The 19057-nt window shown below is 38.7% G+C and carries 21 protein-coding genes; 10 read left to right on the top strand and 11 right to left on the bottom strand.

Annotated elements, in window-relative coordinates; translation table 11 throughout:
- Positions 1–414 precede the first annotated feature (414 nt).
- From BMW42_RS11540 to BMW42_RS11550, 3 genes are read right to left on the bottom strand one after another with little or no spacing between them, the layout of a single operon-like run.
- Complete coding sequence (locus BMW42_RS11540; RefSeq protein WP_092768032.1) at positions 415–1482, bottom strand: DUF6670 family protein; 1068 nt, start codon at positions 1480–1482, stop codon at positions 415–417.
- Positions 1483–1500: 18 nt separating this feature from the next.
- Complete coding sequence (gene pssA, locus BMW42_RS11545) at positions 1501–2325, bottom strand: CDP-diacylglycerol--serine O-phosphatidyltransferase (RefSeq protein WP_035269898.1); 825 nt, start codon at positions 2323–2325, stop codon at positions 1501–1503.
- Positions 2326–2364: 39 nt separating this feature from the next.
- Positions 2365–3222 (bottom strand): 23S rRNA (adenine(2030)-N(6))-methyltransferase RlmJ, encoded by an 858-nt coding sequence (locus tag BMW42_RS11550; RefSeq protein WP_092768034.1) that lies wholly within the window; start codon positions 3220–3222, stop codon positions 2365–2367.
- Positions 3223–3339: 117 nt separating this feature from the next.
- Here BMW42_RS11550 and BMW42_RS11555 point away from each other — a divergent pair, with 117 nt between their 5' ends.
- Complete coding sequence (locus tag BMW42_RS11555; RefSeq protein ID WP_092768036.1) at positions 3340–3942, top strand: 2OG-Fe(II) oxygenase; 603 nt, start codon at positions 3340–3342, stop codon at positions 3940–3942.
- Positions 3943–4000: 58 nt separating this feature from the next.
- Positions 4001–4528, top strand: coding sequence for a hypothetical protein (locus BMW42_RS11560; RefSeq protein ID WP_092768038.1), 528 nt, complete (start codon positions 4001–4003; stop codon positions 4526–4528).
- A 27-nt stretch (positions 4529–4555) separates the two neighbouring features.
- Here BMW42_RS11560 and BMW42_RS11565 read toward each other — a convergent pair whose 3' ends face one another.
- The 5 genes from BMW42_RS11565 to BMW42_RS11585 form a co-directional block, all read right to left on the bottom strand.
- Positions 4556–4807 carry a DUF2789 family protein gene (locus BMW42_RS11565; RefSeq protein ID WP_035269894.1) on the bottom strand — a complete coding sequence of 84 codons (252 nt, stop codon included), beginning with the start codon at positions 4805–4807 and terminating at the stop codon, positions 4556–4558.
- A gap of 119 nt (positions 4808–4926) precedes the next feature.
- Complete coding sequence (locus BMW42_RS11570; RefSeq protein ID WP_035269893.1) at positions 4927–5166, bottom strand: DUF2789 family protein; 240 nt, start codon at positions 5164–5166, stop codon at positions 4927–4929.
- Positions 5167–5314: 148 nt separating this feature from the next.
- The gene (locus tag BMW42_RS11575; RefSeq protein WP_035269892.1) at positions 5315–6301 is read right to left on the bottom strand and encodes a malate dehydrogenase; all 987 of its coding nucleotides are present in this window, start codon (positions 6299–6301) and stop codon (positions 5315–5317) included.
- Between the two features lie 173 nt (positions 6302–6474).
- Positions 6475–7137 (bottom strand): ribonuclease T2 family protein, encoded by a 663-nt coding sequence (locus BMW42_RS11580; RefSeq protein ID WP_143047415.1) that lies wholly within the window; start codon positions 7135–7137, stop codon positions 6475–6477.
- A gap of 26 nt (positions 7138–7163) precedes the next feature.
- Positions 7164–9077 carry a lytic transglycosylase domain-containing protein gene (locus BMW42_RS11585; protein ID WP_213032617.1) on the bottom strand — a complete coding sequence of 638 codons (1914 nt, stop codon included), beginning with the start codon at positions 9075–9077 and terminating at the stop codon, positions 7164–7166.
- A gap of 360 nt (positions 9078–9437) precedes the next feature.
- On the opposite strand from BMW42_RS11585, the gene miaB reads away from it, so the two are divergent.
- The 7 genes from miaB (at position 9438) to BMW42_RS11620 (ending at position 15358) form a co-directional block, all read left to right on the top strand.
- Positions 9438–10895 (top strand): tRNA (N6-isopentenyl adenosine(37)-C2)-methylthiotransferase MiaB, encoded by a 1458-nt coding sequence (miaB, locus tag BMW42_RS11590; RefSeq protein ID WP_092768042.1) that lies wholly within the window; start codon positions 9438–9440, stop codon positions 10893–10895.
- 38 nt (positions 10896–10933) lie between these two features.
- Positions 10934–12019, top strand: coding sequence for a PhoH family protein (locus tag BMW42_RS11595; protein WP_092768044.1), 1086 nt, complete (start codon positions 10934–10936; stop codon positions 12017–12019).
- 30 nt (positions 12020–12049) lie between these two features.
- Positions 12050–12538, top strand: coding sequence for an rRNA maturation RNase YbeY (ybeY, locus tag BMW42_RS11600; RefSeq protein WP_035269880.1), 489 nt, complete (start codon positions 12050–12052; stop codon positions 12536–12538).
- 74 nt (positions 12539–12612) lie between these two features.
- Positions 12613–12906, top strand: a complete 294-nt coding sequence (locus tag BMW42_RS11605; RefSeq protein WP_092768046.1) for an antibiotic biosynthesis monooxygenase family protein — start codon at positions 12613–12615, stop codon at positions 12904–12906.
- A 258-nt stretch (positions 12907–13164) separates the two neighbouring features.
- On the top strand, positions 13165–13845 hold the full coding sequence (locus BMW42_RS11610; RefSeq protein ID WP_092768048.1) for a hypothetical protein: 681 nt from the start codon (positions 13165–13167) through the stop codon (positions 13843–13845).
- Positions 13846–13986: 141 nt separating this feature from the next.
- Complete coding sequence (locus BMW42_RS11615; RefSeq protein ID WP_092768050.1) at positions 13987–14700, top strand: DUF3108 domain-containing protein; 714 nt, start codon at positions 13987–13989, stop codon at positions 14698–14700.
- 82 nt (positions 14701–14782) lie between these two features.
- The gene (locus BMW42_RS11620; RefSeq protein ID WP_035265221.1) at positions 14783–15358 is read left to right on the top strand and encodes a xanthine phosphoribosyltransferase; all 576 of its coding nucleotides are present in this window, start codon (positions 14783–14785) and stop codon (positions 15356–15358) included.
- A 37-nt stretch (positions 15359–15395) separates the two neighbouring features.
- Here the strand turns inward: BMW42_RS11620 and BMW42_RS11625 are convergent, their stop codons facing one another.
- The 3 genes from BMW42_RS11625 to BMW42_RS11635 form a co-directional block, all read right to left on the bottom strand.
- Positions 15396–16250, bottom strand: a complete 855-nt coding sequence (locus BMW42_RS11625; RefSeq protein WP_092768052.1) for a MetQ/NlpA family ABC transporter substrate-binding protein — start codon at positions 16248–16250, stop codon at positions 15396–15398.
- Positions 16247–17296, bottom strand: coding sequence for an isopenicillin N synthase family dioxygenase (locus BMW42_RS11630; RefSeq protein ID WP_092768054.1), 1050 nt, complete (start codon positions 17294–17296; stop codon positions 16247–16249). Before BMW42_RS11630 ends, BMW42_RS11625 begins: the two co-directional genes overlap by 4 nt.
- A gap of 115 nt (positions 17297–17411) precedes the next feature.
- The gene (locus tag BMW42_RS11635; RefSeq protein WP_092768056.1) at positions 17412–18392 is read right to left on the bottom strand and encodes an aliphatic sulfonate ABC transporter substrate-binding protein; all 981 of its coding nucleotides are present in this window, start codon (positions 18390–18392) and stop codon (positions 17412–17414) included.
- A gap of 271 nt (positions 18393–18663) precedes the next feature.
- Here BMW42_RS11635 and BMW42_RS11640 point away from each other — a divergent pair, with 271 nt between their 5' ends.
- Positions 18664–19038: a hypothetical protein gene (locus BMW42_RS11640; protein ID WP_035265212.1), complete on the top strand. Its 375-nt coding sequence runs from the start codon at positions 18664–18666 to the stop codon at positions 19036–19038.
- Positions 19039–19057: the final 19 nt, after the last annotated feature.

Consider the following 19057-nt stretch of genomic DNA (forward strand, 5'->3'; position numbering starts at 1 on the left):
CAATTACTGACAAAAAATTTGCTCAAATAAACTTCGAGAAATTTCTACCATCAATCAATGATAATATATATCGATCAATCAACCAGTAAAAATCCACACAAGTTGTTCTTCATAATCTCTTAATGATCTTCTTAATGCTTCGTCAGCATCAAGCTAGGTCGGCTATATTACCCTTTCTTTTCAGAAAGTCAACTAGAAATGTTAATTTATTTTCTAACTTATTCTCAAAACTTAGATCCAACCTATTCAGCTAAATCCTTGTTTTTCAACAAGTTTTAATCAACATCACCGCCGATGGATGTGCATTCTACAGCATTTCATATCCAATGCAACCATGTTTTTTTAAATATTTAAATAAAATATGATTAACTGGATATTTATTGTTCAATTTACGTGATTTTTATGCTTTTTTAGCTATTTTTTAAGCGTGCATGGCACAATACTTGCAAAATTATCCATTAATTTTTCATCTTTATTAATTTCTTGCCACTTTAAACTACGGCAATCTATATATTCACAATACCCAGATTGCCCCTCTTCTTGAATTCCGTCAATCTGCACCTCATAACTAAAACTACCGACATAACCTGCGGCAACACCGAATTTAAAATCTCCACGACTTTCACCTTTCACGATTATTTTTCTTTTTTTATTTTCAAATGACCATTCAAATACGCGCGCTAAATACATCTCATGCCCATTAGGGGTTTTTACTTTTGGGTATACACGATGAACTTTGAAATAAACATCATCAAACATTTCAGATGTCTGAGTTTTTAAATCTCTTAAATACATTCTTGATTGTACAATTTGATTTAAACCATTACGTATATGAGCAAGAAGTAACTGCCTTTGATCAATCAAATTAATAATCTGATAGGTAAAAAAATGAAGTGGTAGATAAGGAATATTGATCGCTCTAGCAAATTCAAATGATCCTAACTGGTCAATTTTATATGTTTGTTCTTTATAGGTTACTGTTCCTTTGCATTGACACACTAATGACCAGTGATCAAATAAACCTAATTTTAGTTTGGTAAAGTGCGAAATAATTGGTTGAGTTTGAATATTCAGATCAACGGAAAGTTCATTGTCCTTTCTTATTAATTTGAAGTTTGGGATTGAGCCTTCTAGTTGCTCTCTTTGTCCGAATACAAATTTATTCTCTTTAATCTCGCAATCATTAATGATTGAATAACCATGAAAATGTCCAACCATATGTGGACTAATGCTCGTAATGAGTGAAACAGTATCCAAGGCTCTTGTTTTAATTGCATAATCATTACGCAGCATTGGAACATTCGGCTGGCCGATAATGGTTAAAAAATTAAAATAATGAAGTGGAGATGGTAATCCTGGAATCATCAATCCTTGATGGATAATTTTATAGATTCCTCGTGGACCGTGATAATCCAACCGAAGAGGAAAAGGAGCCTGATTGAGCTGTTTTGAATCGTCCGCTAAACTCATCAACAACTGCATATCAAACTCCTTTTTTATTTATATTGTTTTTTCTCGAGCCAAAAATGTAGTGACGAAACCTGAAAGTGCATAAATAATCGAAAGCACTAAAATACCGACAGGAATATTGTATGTAATCGCAGCAAAGATAAATACAACAATAGGCAAGACTGCAAACGGCACACGTTTACGATCTACGGTTTTAAACGAATAGTATTTAATATTCGAAATCATCAGCAAGCCAACTGCAATAATAATGACTGCATTTATCGTCTGAATCATTGGATCAGATAGGACAAAAATTTCAGGGAAATCACGCCCCACCCAAACCAAAGAAATGATCATTACTGCGGCTAGAGGACTAGCTACACCAATAAAATAGCGTTTATCAACCACACCTATTTGCACATTGAAACGTGCCAATCGGAATGCAGCACAAGCAGTATAGACAAAACATGCAGCCAAACCGATTCGACCTAGATCATGGAGGCTCCAGCTATACATCAAAATTGCAGGCGCAACACCAAATGCCAACATATCTGATAATGAATCAAACTGCTCACCAAAAGGGCTTTGCGCTCCAATTGCTCGTGCGACCCGACCATCTAAACCATCAAATAAAGCAGCGATAAAAATGGCATAAATAGCTTGTGTGAATTCGCCATTCATACTTGCAATAATTGAGTAAAACCCTGACAACAATGCCGCAGTAGTAATCAGATTTGGCCACAGATAAATCCCACGACGCTTAACCTTTTGCCCTTCTTGCGTATGTTCCTCTTCTTCAACTTCGAAAGTAATACCATCAAAGCCCGGAACATTTCTTGGAGAAGATTCAGTTTCAGGTTTATTTATATTTGTCATTGTCATTCGTCCTAACTGTAGCCTTATCTCTCAATATTCTTATTCGCCGACCAACCAACGAACGGCAGCATGACCACCATTTTCACTCATTCTTAAGTGCGGGAAAAGCCATTGCAATGCTTCATCTGCATCTTCAGAAAACTTCCAAGGTGGATTAATCACCAATAAACCACAACCGTTTAATCCTACAGGTGTATCGTCTGGCCATACACATACTTCACAAACCAATTGGCGGCGAATACCAGTCTTAATCATTTTTTTCTCAAAACGATCAATCATTGCGCGATCTTTAATTGGGTACCAAATTGCAAATACGCCTGTAGGCCATTTTTTATATGCCGTAGCAATGAGTTCAACCAACTGCGGAAAATCCTTTCGCTCCACCTCATATGGTGGATCAATCATGACCAATCCACGTTTTTCTTTAGGAGGAATCACACCGAGCAAACCTTCATAAGCATCACGCTCATGCAAACCTGCACGACGATCACGCACATTCATATAAAGTTGCTGAAATACATCTCGTTGCATCTCAAAAATTGTTGCTTTATCTGTTTCGCGCATTCCTTCCAAAGCGAACCATGGCGAACCCGGATAAGCGCCTTTTCCGGCACCTGCACGCATATCTTCTACAACTTTAAGATATTGCTTAACACCTTCAGGGGCATTACGCTTAATTGAGTCATCGAGTTTAACTAAACGGTGAATACCATTTAAAAACTCTCCCGACTTCTGTGCTGCAGACGTTGATAAATCGTATTTACCTGCACCACCATGTGTATCAATGTAACGATACGGCTTATCTTTTTGATTAAGACGTGACAAAATCTGAAGCAACAATACATGCTTCATGACATCGGCAAAGTTTCCAGCATGGAAATGGTGACGGTAATTCATGTTTCAATTATTCCTAAGATCAACAATCATTTTAACATGAAAAAGTGTTTCATTCAGAATCGATTATTACTCTAAAATAGCTGACCTTTTTTTTATACAGTAAATAGCGAGATAAATATGGAAGCAGTTGTCATCCCAGGGGATTGGAATGTTGATCAAATCCTTGATGATTTAGATCAACATGGCTTCAGTATCATCGATCATGCATACCCACCAAGCTATTTAAAAAACGTTGTAAATGAATGCCAAATCCATCTCGATGATTTTCGAAATGCAGCAATTCAAAATGGCATTGTCAGCACAATCCGCAGCGATCACATTTTGTGGTTAGATCCAAAACTATCAATTTCCCATCAACACATAAAAACCTTAGATTTACTCTCTCAGGAATTAAATCGTGCATTTTATTTAGGCATTCAAGAAGTCGAAGCCCACTTCGCTTGTTATAATCCTGGTGATTTCTATGCTTTACATCGAGACAACCCTCAAGGCAAAAATGGTCGTGTGATGTCGACAGTTTTTTATTTGCATGAGGAATGGCATCAGCATTGGGGTGGTCAACTAAAGCTCCAAGATAAGAATAATCAGTGGCATATTATTGAACCTAAACCTAATCGCATCGCTCTATTTCAAAGCGATTTATTACATGAAGTTCTTGTTGCACACCACCAACGTCTTTCGATTACAGCTTGGTTAAGGACCGCACGAACTTTAATTTAGCGCTTTATTTTTTCGAAGTTGCCTCCATATAGGTTTTAAACCTGATGAGGACTCATCCATGCAATCTAATACCAAGCTAATTATTCAACGCATTGGTGAAACAGACCAACTTTACTTACAAAAAAATACGCCTGAGCTTGCCTTTGAACGTGCTGAATTGCGTTTAGAGCTGGTCAGTATGAGTAAGCTTCGTCAGGAACAAATTCATTTTCTTCAAGAAGCGATTGTTCTTCTTGAACAAGGTCGAGTAGATTTTGAAGAAATGCCAATGCGTTTGTATATTAATCTGACCCTGATGTTAGCTAGAGCCTACATGATGTATTTTGAGATTACTCAAGATGAAAAATTTGCGATTATCACTCAGCAAATTTTAAAATCATTAACGTCAACCAACCATAGTGATGTTTATTTTAATCTGGCTTATGCTTGTGCTTCTCGTAAAGAATCAGCACTTACACGCCATTGGCTGAATAAATATTTTAAAACCATTGATCATGATTTAGATGTAGTAAGAACCCACCCTTCTTTCAAACAATTTCATGATCAAGAATGGTTTATCCAGTTAACCAAACCTAAAGTGCATTAAAAAAAAGCCCCATGAATGGGGCTTTTTTTAGGCCATTTTTAATTTATATGCATCCATATGTAATTGTTGATTAAGTTCATCTATCCATATTGCCCAATCATCATCTTGTACTAAATGACTAATTAAGAAGTCGCGCTGACCTTTATTCCAGAATGGCGCATCATGTAAATTTTGTTGAGCGGAAAGCTGATGTGTCCGGATATAGAGTTCAATTGCCGCTGGGCTATTTGCCAACCCCAATTGAGAAAACAATAACGCTAAGGAAGGTTTATGTTCCATCAAGAGACTCTCCTTATCAGATTTTAATAAAATTATTATTTAAATAACTTATAAGAAATCCAAGAAAAAACCCAGCTTTTGGTCTGGGTTTATTGTTTCAATTTGTGATTATATTTTCATCACTTTGTGTCGTTTGTGAGTTGCTCACTCAGTTGATCAATGACAATGGCCCATTCATTATCTTTTTTCCAATGACTAATAATAAAATCGCGTTGCGATGGGTTCCAAAAATCAGCTTCATGCATCGGCGTATTGGGATCAAGCCGATGTGTTTGTATAAAGTGATCAATCCCTTCAGGTGAGCTATCTAGGCCCAATTGCTCAAAAAGTAATTCTTGATTTACTTCCATATCTAACATGGATTGCTCCTTGAATTTTCATGATTTTGTTCAAGATAACATGTCAATACTAAGTTCAATGTAGAAGGATTTCTTAAGCATTGTTAAGTTTTGTGCATAAAAAAAGCACTCCCAATGGAGTGCTTTTTTAATTTAGTTGAAAACTAAATTATTTAACCATATCAGCAATCGCTGCACGTTCTTCTTCTAACTCATTAAGCGTGAAGTTGATACGCTCACGGCTGAATTCGTCAATTTCAAGACCTTGAACGATTTTGTACTCGCCATTTTCACAAGTTACAGGGAAACCGAACATTACGCCTTCAGGGATACCGTAAGAACCATCAGAAGGAATACCCATAGTTACCCATTCGCCGTTTGTGCCAAGAGCCCAATCGCGCATATGGTCGATTGCAGCGTTTGCAGCAGAAGCAGCAGAAGAAAGACCACGCGCTTCGATGATCGCAGCACCACGCTTACCAACAGTTGGAAGGAATACGTCTTTATTCCATGCAGCATCGTTGATTTTGTCTTTTAAGCTTTCGCCGTTTACATTAGCAAAACGATAGTCAGCATACATTGTTGGAGAGTGGTTACCCCAAACTGTCATGTTTTTGATGTCAGAAACTGCAACACCAGCTTTTTGAGCAAGTTGAGTTAACGCACGGTTGTGGTCAAGACGTAACATTGCTGTGAAGTTTTTCGCTGGAAGATCTGGAGCAGATTTCATTGCGATATAAGCATTCGTGTTAGCAGGGTTACCTACAACAAGAACTTTAACGTCACGGCTAGCAACTTCGTTAAGCGCTTGACCTTGACCGATGAAGATTTCACCGTTGACTTTAAGAAGGTCAGCACGTTCCATACCAGGACCACGTGGACGTGAACCAACAAGAAGCGCGTAGTCAGCATCTTTGAATGCAACTTTAGGATCATCAGTACCGATCATGCCAGCCAACAATGGGAAAGCACAGTCGTCAAGTTCCATCATCACGCCTTTAAGCGCTTGTTGAGCTTTCTCAACAGGAATTTCTAATAATTGAAGAATAACTGGTTGGTCTTTACCCAACATTTCACCGCTAGCGATACGGAATAAAAGGCTGTAACCAATTTGACCAGCAGCGCCAGTAACGGCAACGCGAACAGGTTGCTTCATGTAATTATCTCCAGTTGAGAGGATAGTCAATGCGATTAAATAGCTGTTCTATCTAATCTTAATAATCATAAACGGCGAAGATTGTACTCCAATACTTTGACAGATGCATTGAAAAGAGAATGAATTTCAACAAAAGTCTGATAGGAAATATAAATTAACTTCGCGGAAATAAATTAGTAGGCGCCCTCTATGTCAAATGTATTTGGGCAGGTCGAGACAATATCAGACGCACATGACTTGAATTGACCATTCGTGCGATAACAGATTTCAACCCCCGTTAACACCGGGCGACCATTTAAGCTTTGGCATTGAAATTCAATACCTTGGCTGGGTAATTTTGGGTTGAGTTTGATGAATTGCGATCGTAATGTCGAGATAGAGACTGTTTTACGATCCACTCCTGTTAAGTAATCAGGAACTTTTAATTGGTCTGCATGATTAATAATGGTACGAAAATACTGACTGGCATTCATTGGAACGCAACCACCATAGTTGGCCCACAGCCTAATTCTAGCCTGCTCATCAGGCATCACCCTAGCAACAACCCTCTTCTGTAGCGGTGCCAAGGTGGCAGATGAACTCGTTTGGCAATCATGACGACTGGTTTCTGGGATAAGACCCTTTATCGTAAGTGAATATCCTTCTAGGCATTTACGGTGTTTCGCTTTTGTTCGATCTAATGCACAAATGGCAGGTGTCATCTGTACTTGAAGCACATATCCTTGTAAACCTTTCCCTGATGCCATCACATCTGCTGAACACAACAAAGCCCCTACGCTCAAACTACTGAGGAGGTAAGTGTGTTGACGACTAAACAGCAGTTTTGTGTGATTCATCAAAGCTCACAAAAGTAGTTGAAATGCTATTGCGTATTTCTTACTGGAATAGGCGGCATACGACTTTCGATCGCTTGCGGCCCCTGTCCAAGCAATACACCATAATGAGCAGCATTGGTCATAACTTTCTTCACATAGTCACGTGTTTCATGAAGTGGTATTGACTCTGTGTATTGATCCGCCGCAATGCTTTTGAACTCTGGTTGCCAACGGCGTGCTCTAGTCAGTCCTGCATTATAACCAGCCGTAGCCAGAACTGGACTGTTACTCAGCATACCTTGAATCATTGACAGGTAATATGTCCCATAACGAATATTGGTATTCGGATCGGATAATGCAGCAGGATTATACGTTTCACCCATTTTTCGTGCCACATCTTTTGCTGTTGCAGGCATAATTTGCATCAATCCACCAGCACCTACATGTGAACGGGCCGTGGTTACAAAGCGACTTTCTTGACGCATTAAACCATAAGCCCACGAAGGATCAATCCCTGCATTTTTACTATGCGTCACCACTAGATTTTGATGTGGTGTCGCATAACGATATGCATAGTTATGACGTTTAAGTGTTCTTTCCGCCGCATAAATAGCACGGTCATACCACCCCATTTCTGTGGCACGTTTTGCCGCAGCCAGTAATAGACCATCATCTTGCTTGAGATAAGCTTGGCGGACAGCCCAATTCCATTCACGGTTTGTGTAAGTTGCTGAAGCATTGATATTGCGTAATGCAAAAGCACGTCTAAAGTGAATATCTTGATCTAAACGTTGAATATCCTGTGCGCTTGGTTGTGCTCGATCATGTGCTTCATTATAACGAATACCTAAATGATCTTTTGCCAACAGATTGTGATAATCATCGCCAGCGGCAGCTAATCGTTGATAAATACTTTTTGCAGCTTGCTTGGAAGCTTGATCTTTGCGATTTTCATACGCTCTCGCCATCCAATATTGCCAGCGATCTTCTTGTTTTTGCGTAACGCTCATACTATCTATGGCGCGCAACACACTTTCCCACTCACCAAAACGAATCGCTTGACGCGCGTAAATTTCAGCCTCTTCTGGTGTAAAAGGCACGCCATAACTGTAATCAAAGTTCTTCAGCACTTCTGGATTAAAATTATTTTTCATCACTGTCGTGCCTCCAATATACGCCACCGTGCGGTACATATACTTTTGAACATCTGCAGGAACACCTTGCACGACACGAGGAAGATTTTGAAGCGCCGTGTTCAAGTCAGCATCTGCAGCACGACCTAAAGCAAACACCAAATAAGCATAATCTACTGTTGTTCCTTTGGTCGCAGACCATAAATAATTCAAAGGATCTGCCTGAATTTGATTTAATTGTGCTAATGACAAGTTTAAACCCAGAGTTTGTGCTGTTGCGATCGCTGGACCAGACTGGCCCGCTCTAAGTTGCGCATACAAGCGCTGTTGACGATCCGTGGTGGTGAGTAAGGGACTACTTAGCATTAAGCGACCTAAACCATTACACGATTCTGGCTGCGACTCTGTTGTAAGCCAGACATCTTTGTATTCCGCGTACACCAATGTATCGCCATTTTTTGCTCGTACTTGCGCAACCGCACAGCTTTCAGCTTGGTCAGGATTGGTGACATAAGGTAAAACAGGTTGAGCTGTCTTGAAATCCGCTTGTTTTACCTTTTCTTCGACATAATCAGCAGCTAATTTTTCAGCCATTGCAGATTGAGGATAGCGCTGTGCAAAGCTGATAATATTCGTTGCAGGTTGGAAGCCTAAATTATTATTCAACATCCAATATTCTGGATAATATCCAAGCGCATCATTTTGCATTGCAGAACGATAATATTCGAGCTGAGCTGTATTACCCGAGTTCGCAAATTTAATCGCTTCATTAAATTGCTCTTCAGCCGCATGAGCAATGGGCAAACAACCTAGTGTTATCAGCCCCATTAAATATTGTTTTAACTGTTTTTGCTTCACTGCTTTTTTTAACACGCTTCTCTTCTCAACTTTAACTCGTCGCTACATTTGGACATGCTTTTTTGCATGATCAACTCTTTTGCAGCGCTTGGCAATTTTAAAATGTATTTTAAATACTCTAATGATCAAGTACTGTTCTGTTATGTAAAGCGCTGATTAACCACTATTATTTTAAAGTATTTTTACTGTAAATCCATAAACTTGATCTGATTTATATATTTGTTCAACCCGTAGTACAAATACTGTAAAATAGCTCGCTTTTATCGAGTGTGGGATTTCCCCATACTTCACCGGAACATATTTATCCCTTTTTATAGGATAGGAGCCTTCATGACGGTTCAAACCTTCATTCCGAATAGTGCCCCAGCTGCCTCAGAAAACACTGTTACCCAGCCACAGCACACCCCAGCCATCGATGGTGCAGTCAAAAAACTGTATATCGAAACGCAAGGGTGTCAGATGAATGAGTATGACAGTCATCGTATGGCCGACTTGCTAGGTGATTCACACGGTTATGTATTAACAACAGACCCTGCTGATGCAGATATTCTTTTAATGAATACCTGTTCAATTCGTGAAAAAGCGCAAGAAAAAGTATTTTCAGAATTAGGTCGCTGGCGCAAGCTGAAAGAAAAAAATCCTGATTTGGTGATTGGTGTAGGTGGATGTGTTGCATCTCAAGAAGGTGACAATATCCAAAAACGTGCACCTTATGTCGACATGGTATTTGGTCCACAAACACTTCACCGTTTGCCACAAATGCTTGATCAGCATACGGATCAAATTGAAAAGCCGAAAAAAGAGAAAATCAAACTGGTAGACATCTCATTTCCAGATATCGAAAAGTTCGACTTCTTACCTGAACCTCGCGTTGAAGGTTATAAAGCTTTCGTATCGATTATGGAAGGCTGTTCAAAATACTGTTCATTCTGCGTGGTGCCATACACTCGTGGTGAGGAAGTCTCTCGTCCCCTAGATGATGTACTTGCTGAAATTGCTGGTCTTGCGGAAAAGGGCGTACGTGAGGTTTCTTTACTCGGTCAAAACGTAAATGGTTACCGCGGAGAAACATTCGAAGGTGAAATCTGTACGTTTGCTGATCTTCTTCGTCTAGTGGCGGAAATTCCAGGCATTGGTCGTATTCGCTATACGACATCTCATCCATTAGAATTCAATGATGACCTTATCCAATGCTATCGTGACCTACCACAGATGGTTTCTCACCTTCATTTACCAGTTCAAAGTGGTTCAAATGATGTATTGAAGGCGATGAAGCGTAACCACACGATTGACGTTTATATCGATAAGATTGCTAAATTACGCCAGGTACGCCCTGATATGCATTTGTCTTCAGACTTTATTATTGGCTTCCCTGGTGAAACTGATGCTAACTTTGAAGAGACATATCAATTTATTCAAGACTTAGATTTTGATCATTCTTATAGTTTCATCTACTCGAAACGTCCTGGTACACCAGCATCAGAGCTGGAAGATTTAACACCTGAAGATATTAAAAAAGAGCGCTTGGCTAAAGTTCAACAATGGATTAAGCAGTCAAGTATCCAAAAAACTGATGCTATGCTTGGTACTGTCCAACGTGTGCTCATTGAGAGCGTTTCAAAACACGATCCAAACTTATTGGTAGGAACCGCAGACAATACACGTTTAGTAACATTTATTGGTGATGCCTCTTGGCTTGGACGCTTTGCAGAGATTGAGATTACAGAGATTAAAACCTTAAATTTAGTTTACGGTGAACTCTTGAATCTTGAACCTGACGTGGCGTAATGTAGAGGTATAGATTAATAGACTCTAAAGGAAATCTCTTGACTGCAGCGATTCGACGTACAGTGGCTTTTCCCGGTGTTTCAATGGACCGTTTACAAACCATGCTTGGCGCGTACAACGGTCATATGAAACAAATTGAACAACGTTTAGATGTAAAAATCAGTCAGCGTGGTGATAGTTTTTTTATTGACGGTGGAATTGATGAAGTCGAGAGAGTTGAAAGCTTACTTCAGCGCTTATACGCCGAAGCTGAAGTTTCTCAACAAATCAGCTCTGATTTGATTCATTTAATGATTCAAGGCAGCCAGACTGATCATGAATTACAATTGGATCCTAATCAAGAACACACAGGACTTGATGAAGTCTGGCTCCAAACCCGTAAGGGCCGCATTAATCCGCGGGGGGCCAACCAAAAACGCTATGTACAACGCATTCTTCAAAGTGATATTTCTTTCGGGATTGGTCCAGCGGGTACAGGTAAGACCTATTTGGCTGTAGCTGCTGCCGTTGATATGCTTGAACGCAATGAAATTCAACGTATTCTTTTAGTTCGCCCTGCTGTGGAAGCTGGTGAAAAACTTGGCTTCTTGCCAGGTGACTTATCACAAAAAATTGATCCTTATTTACGCCCACTCTATGATGCCCTGTATGAAATGCTTGGCTTTGAAAAAGTGGCAAAATTAATTGAGCGTCAAATTATTGAAGTAGCGCCACTTGCATATATGCGTGGTCGTACACTCAATCACTCCTTTGTCATTTTAGATGAAGCTCAAAATACAACGCCAGAACAGATGAAAATGTTCTTAACTCGTCTTGGTTTTGGTTCGCGTGCAGTCATTACCGGTGACATTACTCAAGTGGATTTACCACGTGGACAACAGTCTGGTTTGGCACATTCATTACGTGTGCTTGAAAAGATTAAAGAAATCCATATCACACGTTTTCACTCACGTGATGTTGTAAGACATCAGCTTGTACAAAAAATTGTAGAAGCATACGAAGGTTGGGACAGTGAACAACATCGTTTAACTGCTGAAGCACGTGCGGAACGTAAAGCGCGTCAAGAAGCACTCATATCAGAAAATGATTCTGCTGCTGATGCTCAGCATCAAGATGCAGAGTAATTTAAATCTAATCACGCTCAAGGCAAGATTTTGAAACTCAGTCTCTCATTACAACAATCGTTTGAAGCATCAAGCTTGGTGCTCAAACGTGCGTATGTTAAAAAAATTATTGAAACCACCCTTCGTCATATTGATACACAAAGCGATTGTGAAATTGGTATAGCTTGCGTAGATGTCGAAGAAAGTCACAAACTTAACCTTGAATATCGTGGTAAAGATAAGCCAACCAATGTTTTATCTTTTCCAAGCGACTTACCAGATGAAATGGCTGAAATTCTAGACAGTTTCCCTATCGGAGATCTGGTGATTTGTATTCCTGTTGTGCTTCGTGAAGCAGAAGAACAATTTAAAGCACCATTAACACATTTCACTCATATGTTGGTTCACGGTACTTTACATCTGATGGGCTATGATCATGAAACTTCTGAACAAGATGCTGAGGAAATGGAAGCAATTGAGATTGAGATTTTACAAAAACTAGGCTTTGAAAATCCTTACCTGCTTTTGGATGACGAATAACACTCCTCAATGACTTCGGTCTATGCTTCCCGTTCTTCGGGAAGCAAATTAAAATAATAAATGAGTATTCAAAAATGAACTTCGTTGTCATCTTCAAAGCTAAAATAAAAAATATTGATGATGAATATGTAATATTGGCTAGCCAAATGCGGCATAAAGCGATGCATGATTACCATTGTATAAAGTTTGAAAGCTATCAAGAGAAGGATAATGAAGTCAGTCTTTCTTATTGGAGTCGGTTAGAAGATATTCAAGCTTGGCGTCAAGACACCCAACATCTTTATGCCCAACAAAAAGGTCGCCTATCATGGTATGACACGTATTCGATTGAGGTCTGTCAGATTCAGCGCGCTTATCAATCTGAATAAATCGAGTTGATCTTTATATTGATGACATATTTTAGACAAATGAGTTAAATATTGAGCAAGTTCTTTAGATAAAATAAGATAAAGTCATGCGAAACCAATAGATTAAACCTAAATAACGCCTGACCATCAAAACCATAATAAACGTCTTTGTAAACATTACATCGCAATTGGATAAGCTGTTATCCTTCGGCAGTAATCACCTACAAGATATACACTAGCTGACATCTCACAAGATTTAGAGGTAATGGAACTTCACTTATGCCAACGATTATTTCAAATATCGCGAACAAATTTCGTAAAGTCTATCAAAAGGCTGAAGGGTTTATTGAAGAAGAACGTGAATTTCCTGTCTCTCAAGTTTTTTTAAATGCGACTTTCAAGCGCTTTGTGACCGACAATGTCAGCATCCTTGAAGATTTACATGCTGATTTACACGACGATTGGCTTCGACTCTATGCCACTTTGAATGTGAAAGGGCTTTATACCATTCTCTCTGTAGATTTAAAGCTGATTCAAATGGAATTGAATAAAGATGTACAACTGATTGTATTTGAACAAATTAGTGAAACCGAAGTCATTGAAGCAAAATTTCAAACCTTTTGGATGAAAATTGCATTCCGCTCTGCCCTATTTTTCTATCAAAAAATTCTTCGTAAAGATCCACTTGGCATGATTTTAGAGCGGTTTAATGTCATTAAAGTCAAAGACGATCTCTTACATCTCGATTTAAATCAGTGGCTCAGAAAAAATCGCTCGATCATTGAAACATTGGGCAAAGTACACGTCAACCATGCAGAACTTCGTGAAACAGAATTGGTGGTGATTGGTAATGTAAATTTGATGGCTTTATTCAGCAAAATGAATACTGATCGATTCAAATCGAAATCTGATGAAGTGGAAAGTGATCACATTACACCAATTAAACAAAAGGACGACTAGAGCGCAGCGTTTTGATGTCGTCATAAAGCTTAAGCTACAGAAAAATACATTTTCACTGTGATTATTGATTATTTCTCCTTATTTATCAGAGATAATAAAACTTCAAGTGATCCTTCGATACGAAGGTAAAGGAAAATATTTATGGCATTTAAATCGTTTAAAACTTTGAGTGTGATTGCAAGTGTAGGTACAGCCGTGCTTTTCACAGGCTATTCAAGTCAAGCGCTTGCCATGACGCCCTTCCAAGCCTCTTATCAGTTTGCATACAATGGTAAAAACTTGGGGTCAGCAACACGAACCTTGAAAAAATCAGGTAACACATGGAATTACGTTTTTGCAGCTAAAGCAGGTGGTATTGCTTCAGCGACTGAAACCAGTAACTTCACATTCAACAATAATCAGATTCAATCATCCAATTTCAGTCGCACCAGTAAAATTTTAGTTCATAACAATACAATGAGCATTAAATTTAATCCGAGTGCCAAAATCATTAACACCACCAAAGATAAAGAGCAACGCTCATTTGCATGGAAATCTGGTGTACTGGATGAGTTAAATGCAGAATTGCAAATTCGTGAAGACCTCAAAAATAACGGTTTAAAATCGCAATATTGGATTGCAGATGCTAAAGAAGTTGAATCACGTCGATTCGTCAAACAAGGCACTGAAAAAGTGGAAACCAAGTACGGCACGTTTGATACCATCAAGGTGGTGATGAAACATGATAAACCAGGTCGTGAAACGATTTTTTGGCTGTCTCCGAAATTGGACTATCTACCAGTGAAAGTCACACACCAAGATAAGAAATCTTCATACGGGCTCTTACTGACAGGGTATAACGGTCCACAAAATTAAGGCATTTTTTACTTGCTTTTTTGCAGATGCTTTTTAAAATACGTCTTTGCTTAAAAAGGCACCTGCCCTAGAGGATTCTCCCGTGTACGCACTAGAACAGAAAATCTTAAACGAAGGTATCGTTCTATCTGATCAGGTTTTAAAAGTTGATTCTTTTCTAAACCACCAAATCGACCCAGTGATGATGCAACAAATTGGTCAAGAATTTGCTCGTCTATTCAAAGATGCAGGCATCACCAAAATCATCACAATTGAAGCTTCAGGTATCGCACCTGCTGTGATGGCTGGCTTGGAACTTGGTGTACCGGTAATTTTTGCACGTAAGTATCAATCTTTAACTTTAAAAGATGATTTATATCGTTCAAAAGTATTCTCTTTTACAAAGCAAGTAGAAAGCACAATTGCTATTTCTAAGAAGCACATTGCAGCAACAGATAAGGTTCTTGTGATCGATGACTTTCTTGCGAATGGACAAGCAGCTTTAGGTTTAGCTGATTTGATTCACCAAGCTGAAGCTGAGGTTGTCGGGATTGGTATCGTGATTGAAAAGTCGTTCCAACCTGGCCGTGATCTTTTACTTGAAAAAGGTTACCGAGTTGAGTCACTTGCTCGTGTTGAATCACTTGCAAATGGGACAGTGACTTTTGTTCAAGAATAATTTTGAACATTAAAAAAAGCGCCTAACGGCGCTTTTTTTATTTTAATGTGGCAGGATCTAGTTGAATGCCCAATTTTGTACCACCAAAATGCTTTTGAATATAATCCTCAACGTAAGGCTGATGGTAAAGATTTGAAAGTTTTTGAAATTTTGGATCATTCAATCGGTCTTTACGCACTGCCAGTATATTGACATTTTCTAAAGCTTTATCAGTGACCTCTTCTTTAAATATCGCATTTGTTATTACATTTAGTCCACTTTCCAGAGCAATAGTATTTCCAATTGCGGCTAAATCCACCTCAGACAAGACACGTGGGAGTTGTGCACCTTTGACCAATTTAAATTGAAGTGATTTCGGATTTGACTGGATACTTTCAAGAGTTCCAGAAATCGTATTAAAATCAGGCTTAAGTATAATTAGCTGAGCACGCTCTAATAACCTTAATGCACGTGCTGTATTCGCCACATCATTTGGAATTGCAATTAAGGCCCGATCAGGCAAAGCAATTAATGACTTGTAGTTTTGAGAATATAAACCCATAGGCTCTAAATAAGTGGTCGCCAAGACAGCAAGCTTCAGATGATTCAAGTCATTAAATTCTTTGAAATACGCCCAAGATTGAAATGCATTTACATCAATTTCACCATCGAGCAAAGCTTGATTCAAAGCCACACCGTCATTAATTTCTTTCACCTCAATGTCAACATTTGCTGTTTTCGCCTGATCAGAATCCGCGATATATCTCCAAATATCAACATCCGATCCATGTGATCCTATCACGATTGTTTGTTGTGTTTGCTTTGTTTTTTGAGGTTCAGGTTGAGCACTACATGCACTGATAATGAGAATTGCAAAAATAATAAATAAAAATTGGGCGTATTTTGACTTCATGATTTACTCGATATTGTTGTTGATTGTTTGAGTTGTTTAAATTGTGCTGGATAATATTTTTCTGTAACGTCTAGATGAGATCTAAGTCGTCCTTTGATACAGTTTTCTCCTACATTTCTCAGTAAAGGATTCAGCGGATCTGTCTCTGGTCCTTGTGCAAGCGCTTTTAAATTATCTGCAAGATTTAAAAGTGGAATTTCACCAGCAAATAAATTGGGAGAAAGAAAATAAGCAACCGAATACCGATCTGCATTCGTTGGAGATATGACTCGATGTTGATTTGCAATCAAATATCCATTTGTGGCAAGCTCTAAAACCTCACCGATATTGACGACAAATGCGTATTCAACAAATGGTACTTCAATCCATTTGCCTTGACTTAAGCCCTGAAGTCCTCCGATCTGGTCTTGTAAAAGTAAAGTTAAAATATTGGAGTCTTTATGAGGCCCTACACCCTGATGATTCATTTGATCAATTGGGGGATAATGAATCAGCTTGAGTAGTTCATGTGGACTGCCTGTAATCAATTGATCAAGTGCTGTGTCCTGCTGCCCCAATGAAAGCAACAAGGCTTTTAATAATTTAATTGCAACTTGTCTGAGATCTCGTTGCCATGCGGTGACTACGCGTTGAAACTCAGGCCAATTCGAAGGCCACTGATTTGGTCCCTGTAAACGTCTCCATGTCGGTCCAGTTTCAGGTTCTAATGCTGCTAGTTCAAAACCAATGTCTATTTGTTCTCTAAAATCAGGTTGCAGACGTGTAACTTCGGCATTTACTCGACTATACCCTCGAAAATGCGGGGAATGAATCATAGCGATTTCATCTTTTTGTTCTTGTGGCAGCGAAAAAAACTGCCGAGTAATACGCTGAATCTCTGAAATTTTTTCAGTTGGAATGCCATGACCCGTCAAATAAAAAAAACCAATATCCTTGGCGATATGTGCAAGTCGTTGCAGAAAATCTGCTTGAGTTGATGATTGATCAAATTGACTTAAATTCAGAATAGGAAATGCGTTTAAGCTTTGTTTTAATGGTTGAGTCATGATGCACTCATCTTTCTAATACTTCATTGTATTAATGACTGAAAGATGAATGCTTTTGAAATCATTTAAATTGGATACTTATGCGTCTATAAAAATATGATTCACGTTCAATCACTTAGTCTTGCCCAGTCCACACATGATCTTTTAAAGACACGGCATTCGGAATGAGTTTAAGTTGATAAAACAAATCTGCAATTTTTTGTTGCGCCGTGACTGTATCTGTATCGACCAGTTTGGCATAAGCAGGAATATTTCTTTTTTCTAAAACCAGTTTGGTAATATTTTCGTCCAAGCTTGTACTTTGCGCCAAAATTTTTGCGGCTTGATCTGGGTGTTGATTGATCCAATCATCTACTTGATTTAATGTTTGCACAAATTTTTGGGCTTCAACCGCATGTTGTTTTAAAAATTTTGGTGAAGACAAATAGAAGCTATATGCCAATGGCAAAGCTTTTGAATCAATAAGAACACGTGTATCACCTTTAAGCGAAGCAGCACTTGCATAAGGATCCCAAATCGCCCAAGCATCGAGTGATTTTTTATCAATAGCAGCTCGTGCATCTGCAGGCGTTAACCAGACGGGTTGAATATCAGACCAGCTCAATTGAGCTTGATCTAATATTTGTGAGAGAAAGTAATGCGCACTTGAACCTTGTGTAACACCAATGCGCTTACCTTTTAGATCCTTTAAGCTTTGAATCGTGCTGTCTTTGGGCAAGAGCAAGCTATGTGAGTTTTTAGATCCATTTTCATAAGCTAAATATTGAATTGGTTTACCTGCAGAAAGTGCGAAAATTACAGGTGTATCCCCTGTATACCCCACATCTATAGCACCGACATTTAATGCTTCTAGTGTTTGAGGACCTGCCGGGAATTCTTTCCATTGAATTTTCACACCAGGAAATGCCTGCTCAAAAGTTTTATTTTGTTTTGCAACGATGAATTTAAGCGCCGCTTTTTGATAGCCAATATTCAAGGTTGTTAATTTTTCATTTGATTCATCTTGCCCCTTAAGATCAGTAGGCTTTTCTTTTGAGCATGCAATGAGGCTAAAACTCAATGTCACAATAGTACTTAGTACAAATAATTTTTTCATTGTCTTGGTAATTTTTTTGATTGGAATAAAAAAATAAGCCAAACTTCGAAAAAAATTAAATCACTATTTGCGCTTAGTTATTCAGTTCAAGATCTAAGCCATCCTGCTCATAAAATACGGTTTTATCCTTAAAAATTAAATTAATCTATTTTGAAATCAATTTTTTATTTTATCTGGCATTACAGTTTTTCTACATTCGGCCATGTTGCAACTTTAAGTGCAATGCTAGAATCTTTGAAATAAATGGATGTATAGATTAGAGCAATCCTAAATGACTGAAAACTTAGAAATACACTGCCCAAAATGCGGTTCAACTGATATTGAAAAACGCAACCATGAACAATTACTGCAAAAAACAGGTGGTGTTCTTCTTTCCGCAGCGGGTACGACTGCGGGTACTGTGGGTGGTGCTGCATCAGGTGCTTCTATTGGTGCTTCCATTGGTGCTGTTGCGGGCCCTTTAGGTGTAATCATGGGTGGCACAATTGGTACTTTTGTTGGCGCAATCAGTGTCGGTGTGACTGGTGGCTTTTTAGGTCATCGTTTTGGAAAAAAAGCGGGAGAAATCGTCGATAAGAATGTTTTCCTCGATTACCAATGCAAAAAGTGCAAACACCGGTTTGAACAAAAACATATTTCAAAATAAAAGTGAGCGAGAAGCTCAC

The organism is Acinetobacter sp. DSM 11652, from assembly GCF_900109815.1.
GTDB lineage: Bacteria > Pseudomonadota > Gammaproteobacteria > Pseudomonadales > Moraxellaceae > Acinetobacter.

Excerpts from the sequence above, each read along its gene's own strand:
- BMW42_RS11540 (WP_092768032.1), bottom strand. The coding sequence starts at position 1,482 with ATGCAGTTGTTGATGAGTTTAGCGGACGATTCAAAACAGCTCAATCAG.
- pssA (WP_035269898.1), bottom strand. The coding sequence starts at position 2,325 with ATGACAAATATAAATAAACCTGAAACTGAATCTTCTCCAAGAAATGTT.
- BMW42_RS11550 (WP_092768034.1), bottom strand. The coding sequence starts at position 3,222 with ATGAATTACCGTCACCATTTCCATGCTGGAAACTTTGCCGATGTCATG.
- BMW42_RS11555 (WP_092768036.1), top strand. The coding sequence starts at position 3,340 with ATGGAAGCAGTTGTCATCCCAGGGGATTGGAATGTTGATCAAATCCTT.
- BMW42_RS11560 (WP_092768038.1), top strand. The coding sequence starts at position 4,001 with ATGCAATCTAATACCAAGCTAATTATTCAACGCATTGGTGAAACAGAC.
- BMW42_RS11565 (WP_035269894.1), bottom strand. The coding sequence starts at position 4,807 with ATGGAACATAAACCTTCCTTAGCGTTATTGTTTTCTCAATTGGGGTTG.
- BMW42_RS11570 (WP_035269893.1), bottom strand. The coding sequence starts at position 5,166 with ATGTTAGATATGGAAGTAAATCAAGAATTACTTTTTGAGCAATTGGGC.
- BMW42_RS11575 (WP_035269892.1), bottom strand. The coding sequence starts at position 6,301 with ATGAAGCAACCTGTTCGCGTTGCCGTTACTGGCGCTGCTGGTCAAATT.
- BMW42_RS11580 (WP_143047415.1), bottom strand. The coding sequence starts at position 7,137 with ATGAATCACACAAAACTGCTGTTTAGTCGTCAACACACTTACCTCCTC.
- BMW42_RS11585 (WP_213032617.1), bottom strand. The coding sequence starts at position 9,077 with ATGGGGCTGATAACACTAGGTTGTTTGCCCATTGCTCATGCGGCTGAA.
- miaB (WP_092768042.1), top strand. The coding sequence starts at position 9,438 with ATGACGGTTCAAACCTTCATTCCGAATAGTGCCCCAGCTGCCTCAGAA.
- BMW42_RS11605 (WP_092768046.1), top strand. The coding sequence starts at position 12,613 with ATGAACTTCGTTGTCATCTTCAAAGCTAAAATAAAAAATATTGATGAT.
- BMW42_RS11610 (WP_092768048.1), top strand. The coding sequence starts at position 13,165 with ATGCCAACGATTATTTCAAATATCGCGAACAAATTTCGTAAAGTCTAT.
- BMW42_RS11615 (WP_092768050.1), top strand. The coding sequence starts at position 13,987 with ATGGCATTTAAATCGTTTAAAACTTTGAGTGTGATTGCAAGTGTAGGT.
- BMW42_RS11625 (WP_092768052.1), bottom strand. The coding sequence starts at position 16,250 with ATGAAGTCAAAATACGCCCAATTTTTATTTATTATTTTTGCAATTCTC.
- BMW42_RS11630 (WP_092768054.1), bottom strand. The coding sequence starts at position 17,296 with ATGACTCAACCATTAAAACAAAGCTTAAACGCATTTCCTATTCTGAAT.
- BMW42_RS11635 (WP_092768056.1), bottom strand. The coding sequence starts at position 18,392 with ATGAAAAAATTATTTGTACTAAGTACTATTGTGACATTGAGTTTTAGC.
- BMW42_RS11640 (WP_035265212.1), top strand. The coding sequence starts at position 18,664 with ATGACTGAAAACTTAGAAATACACTGCCCAAAATGCGGTTCAACTGAT.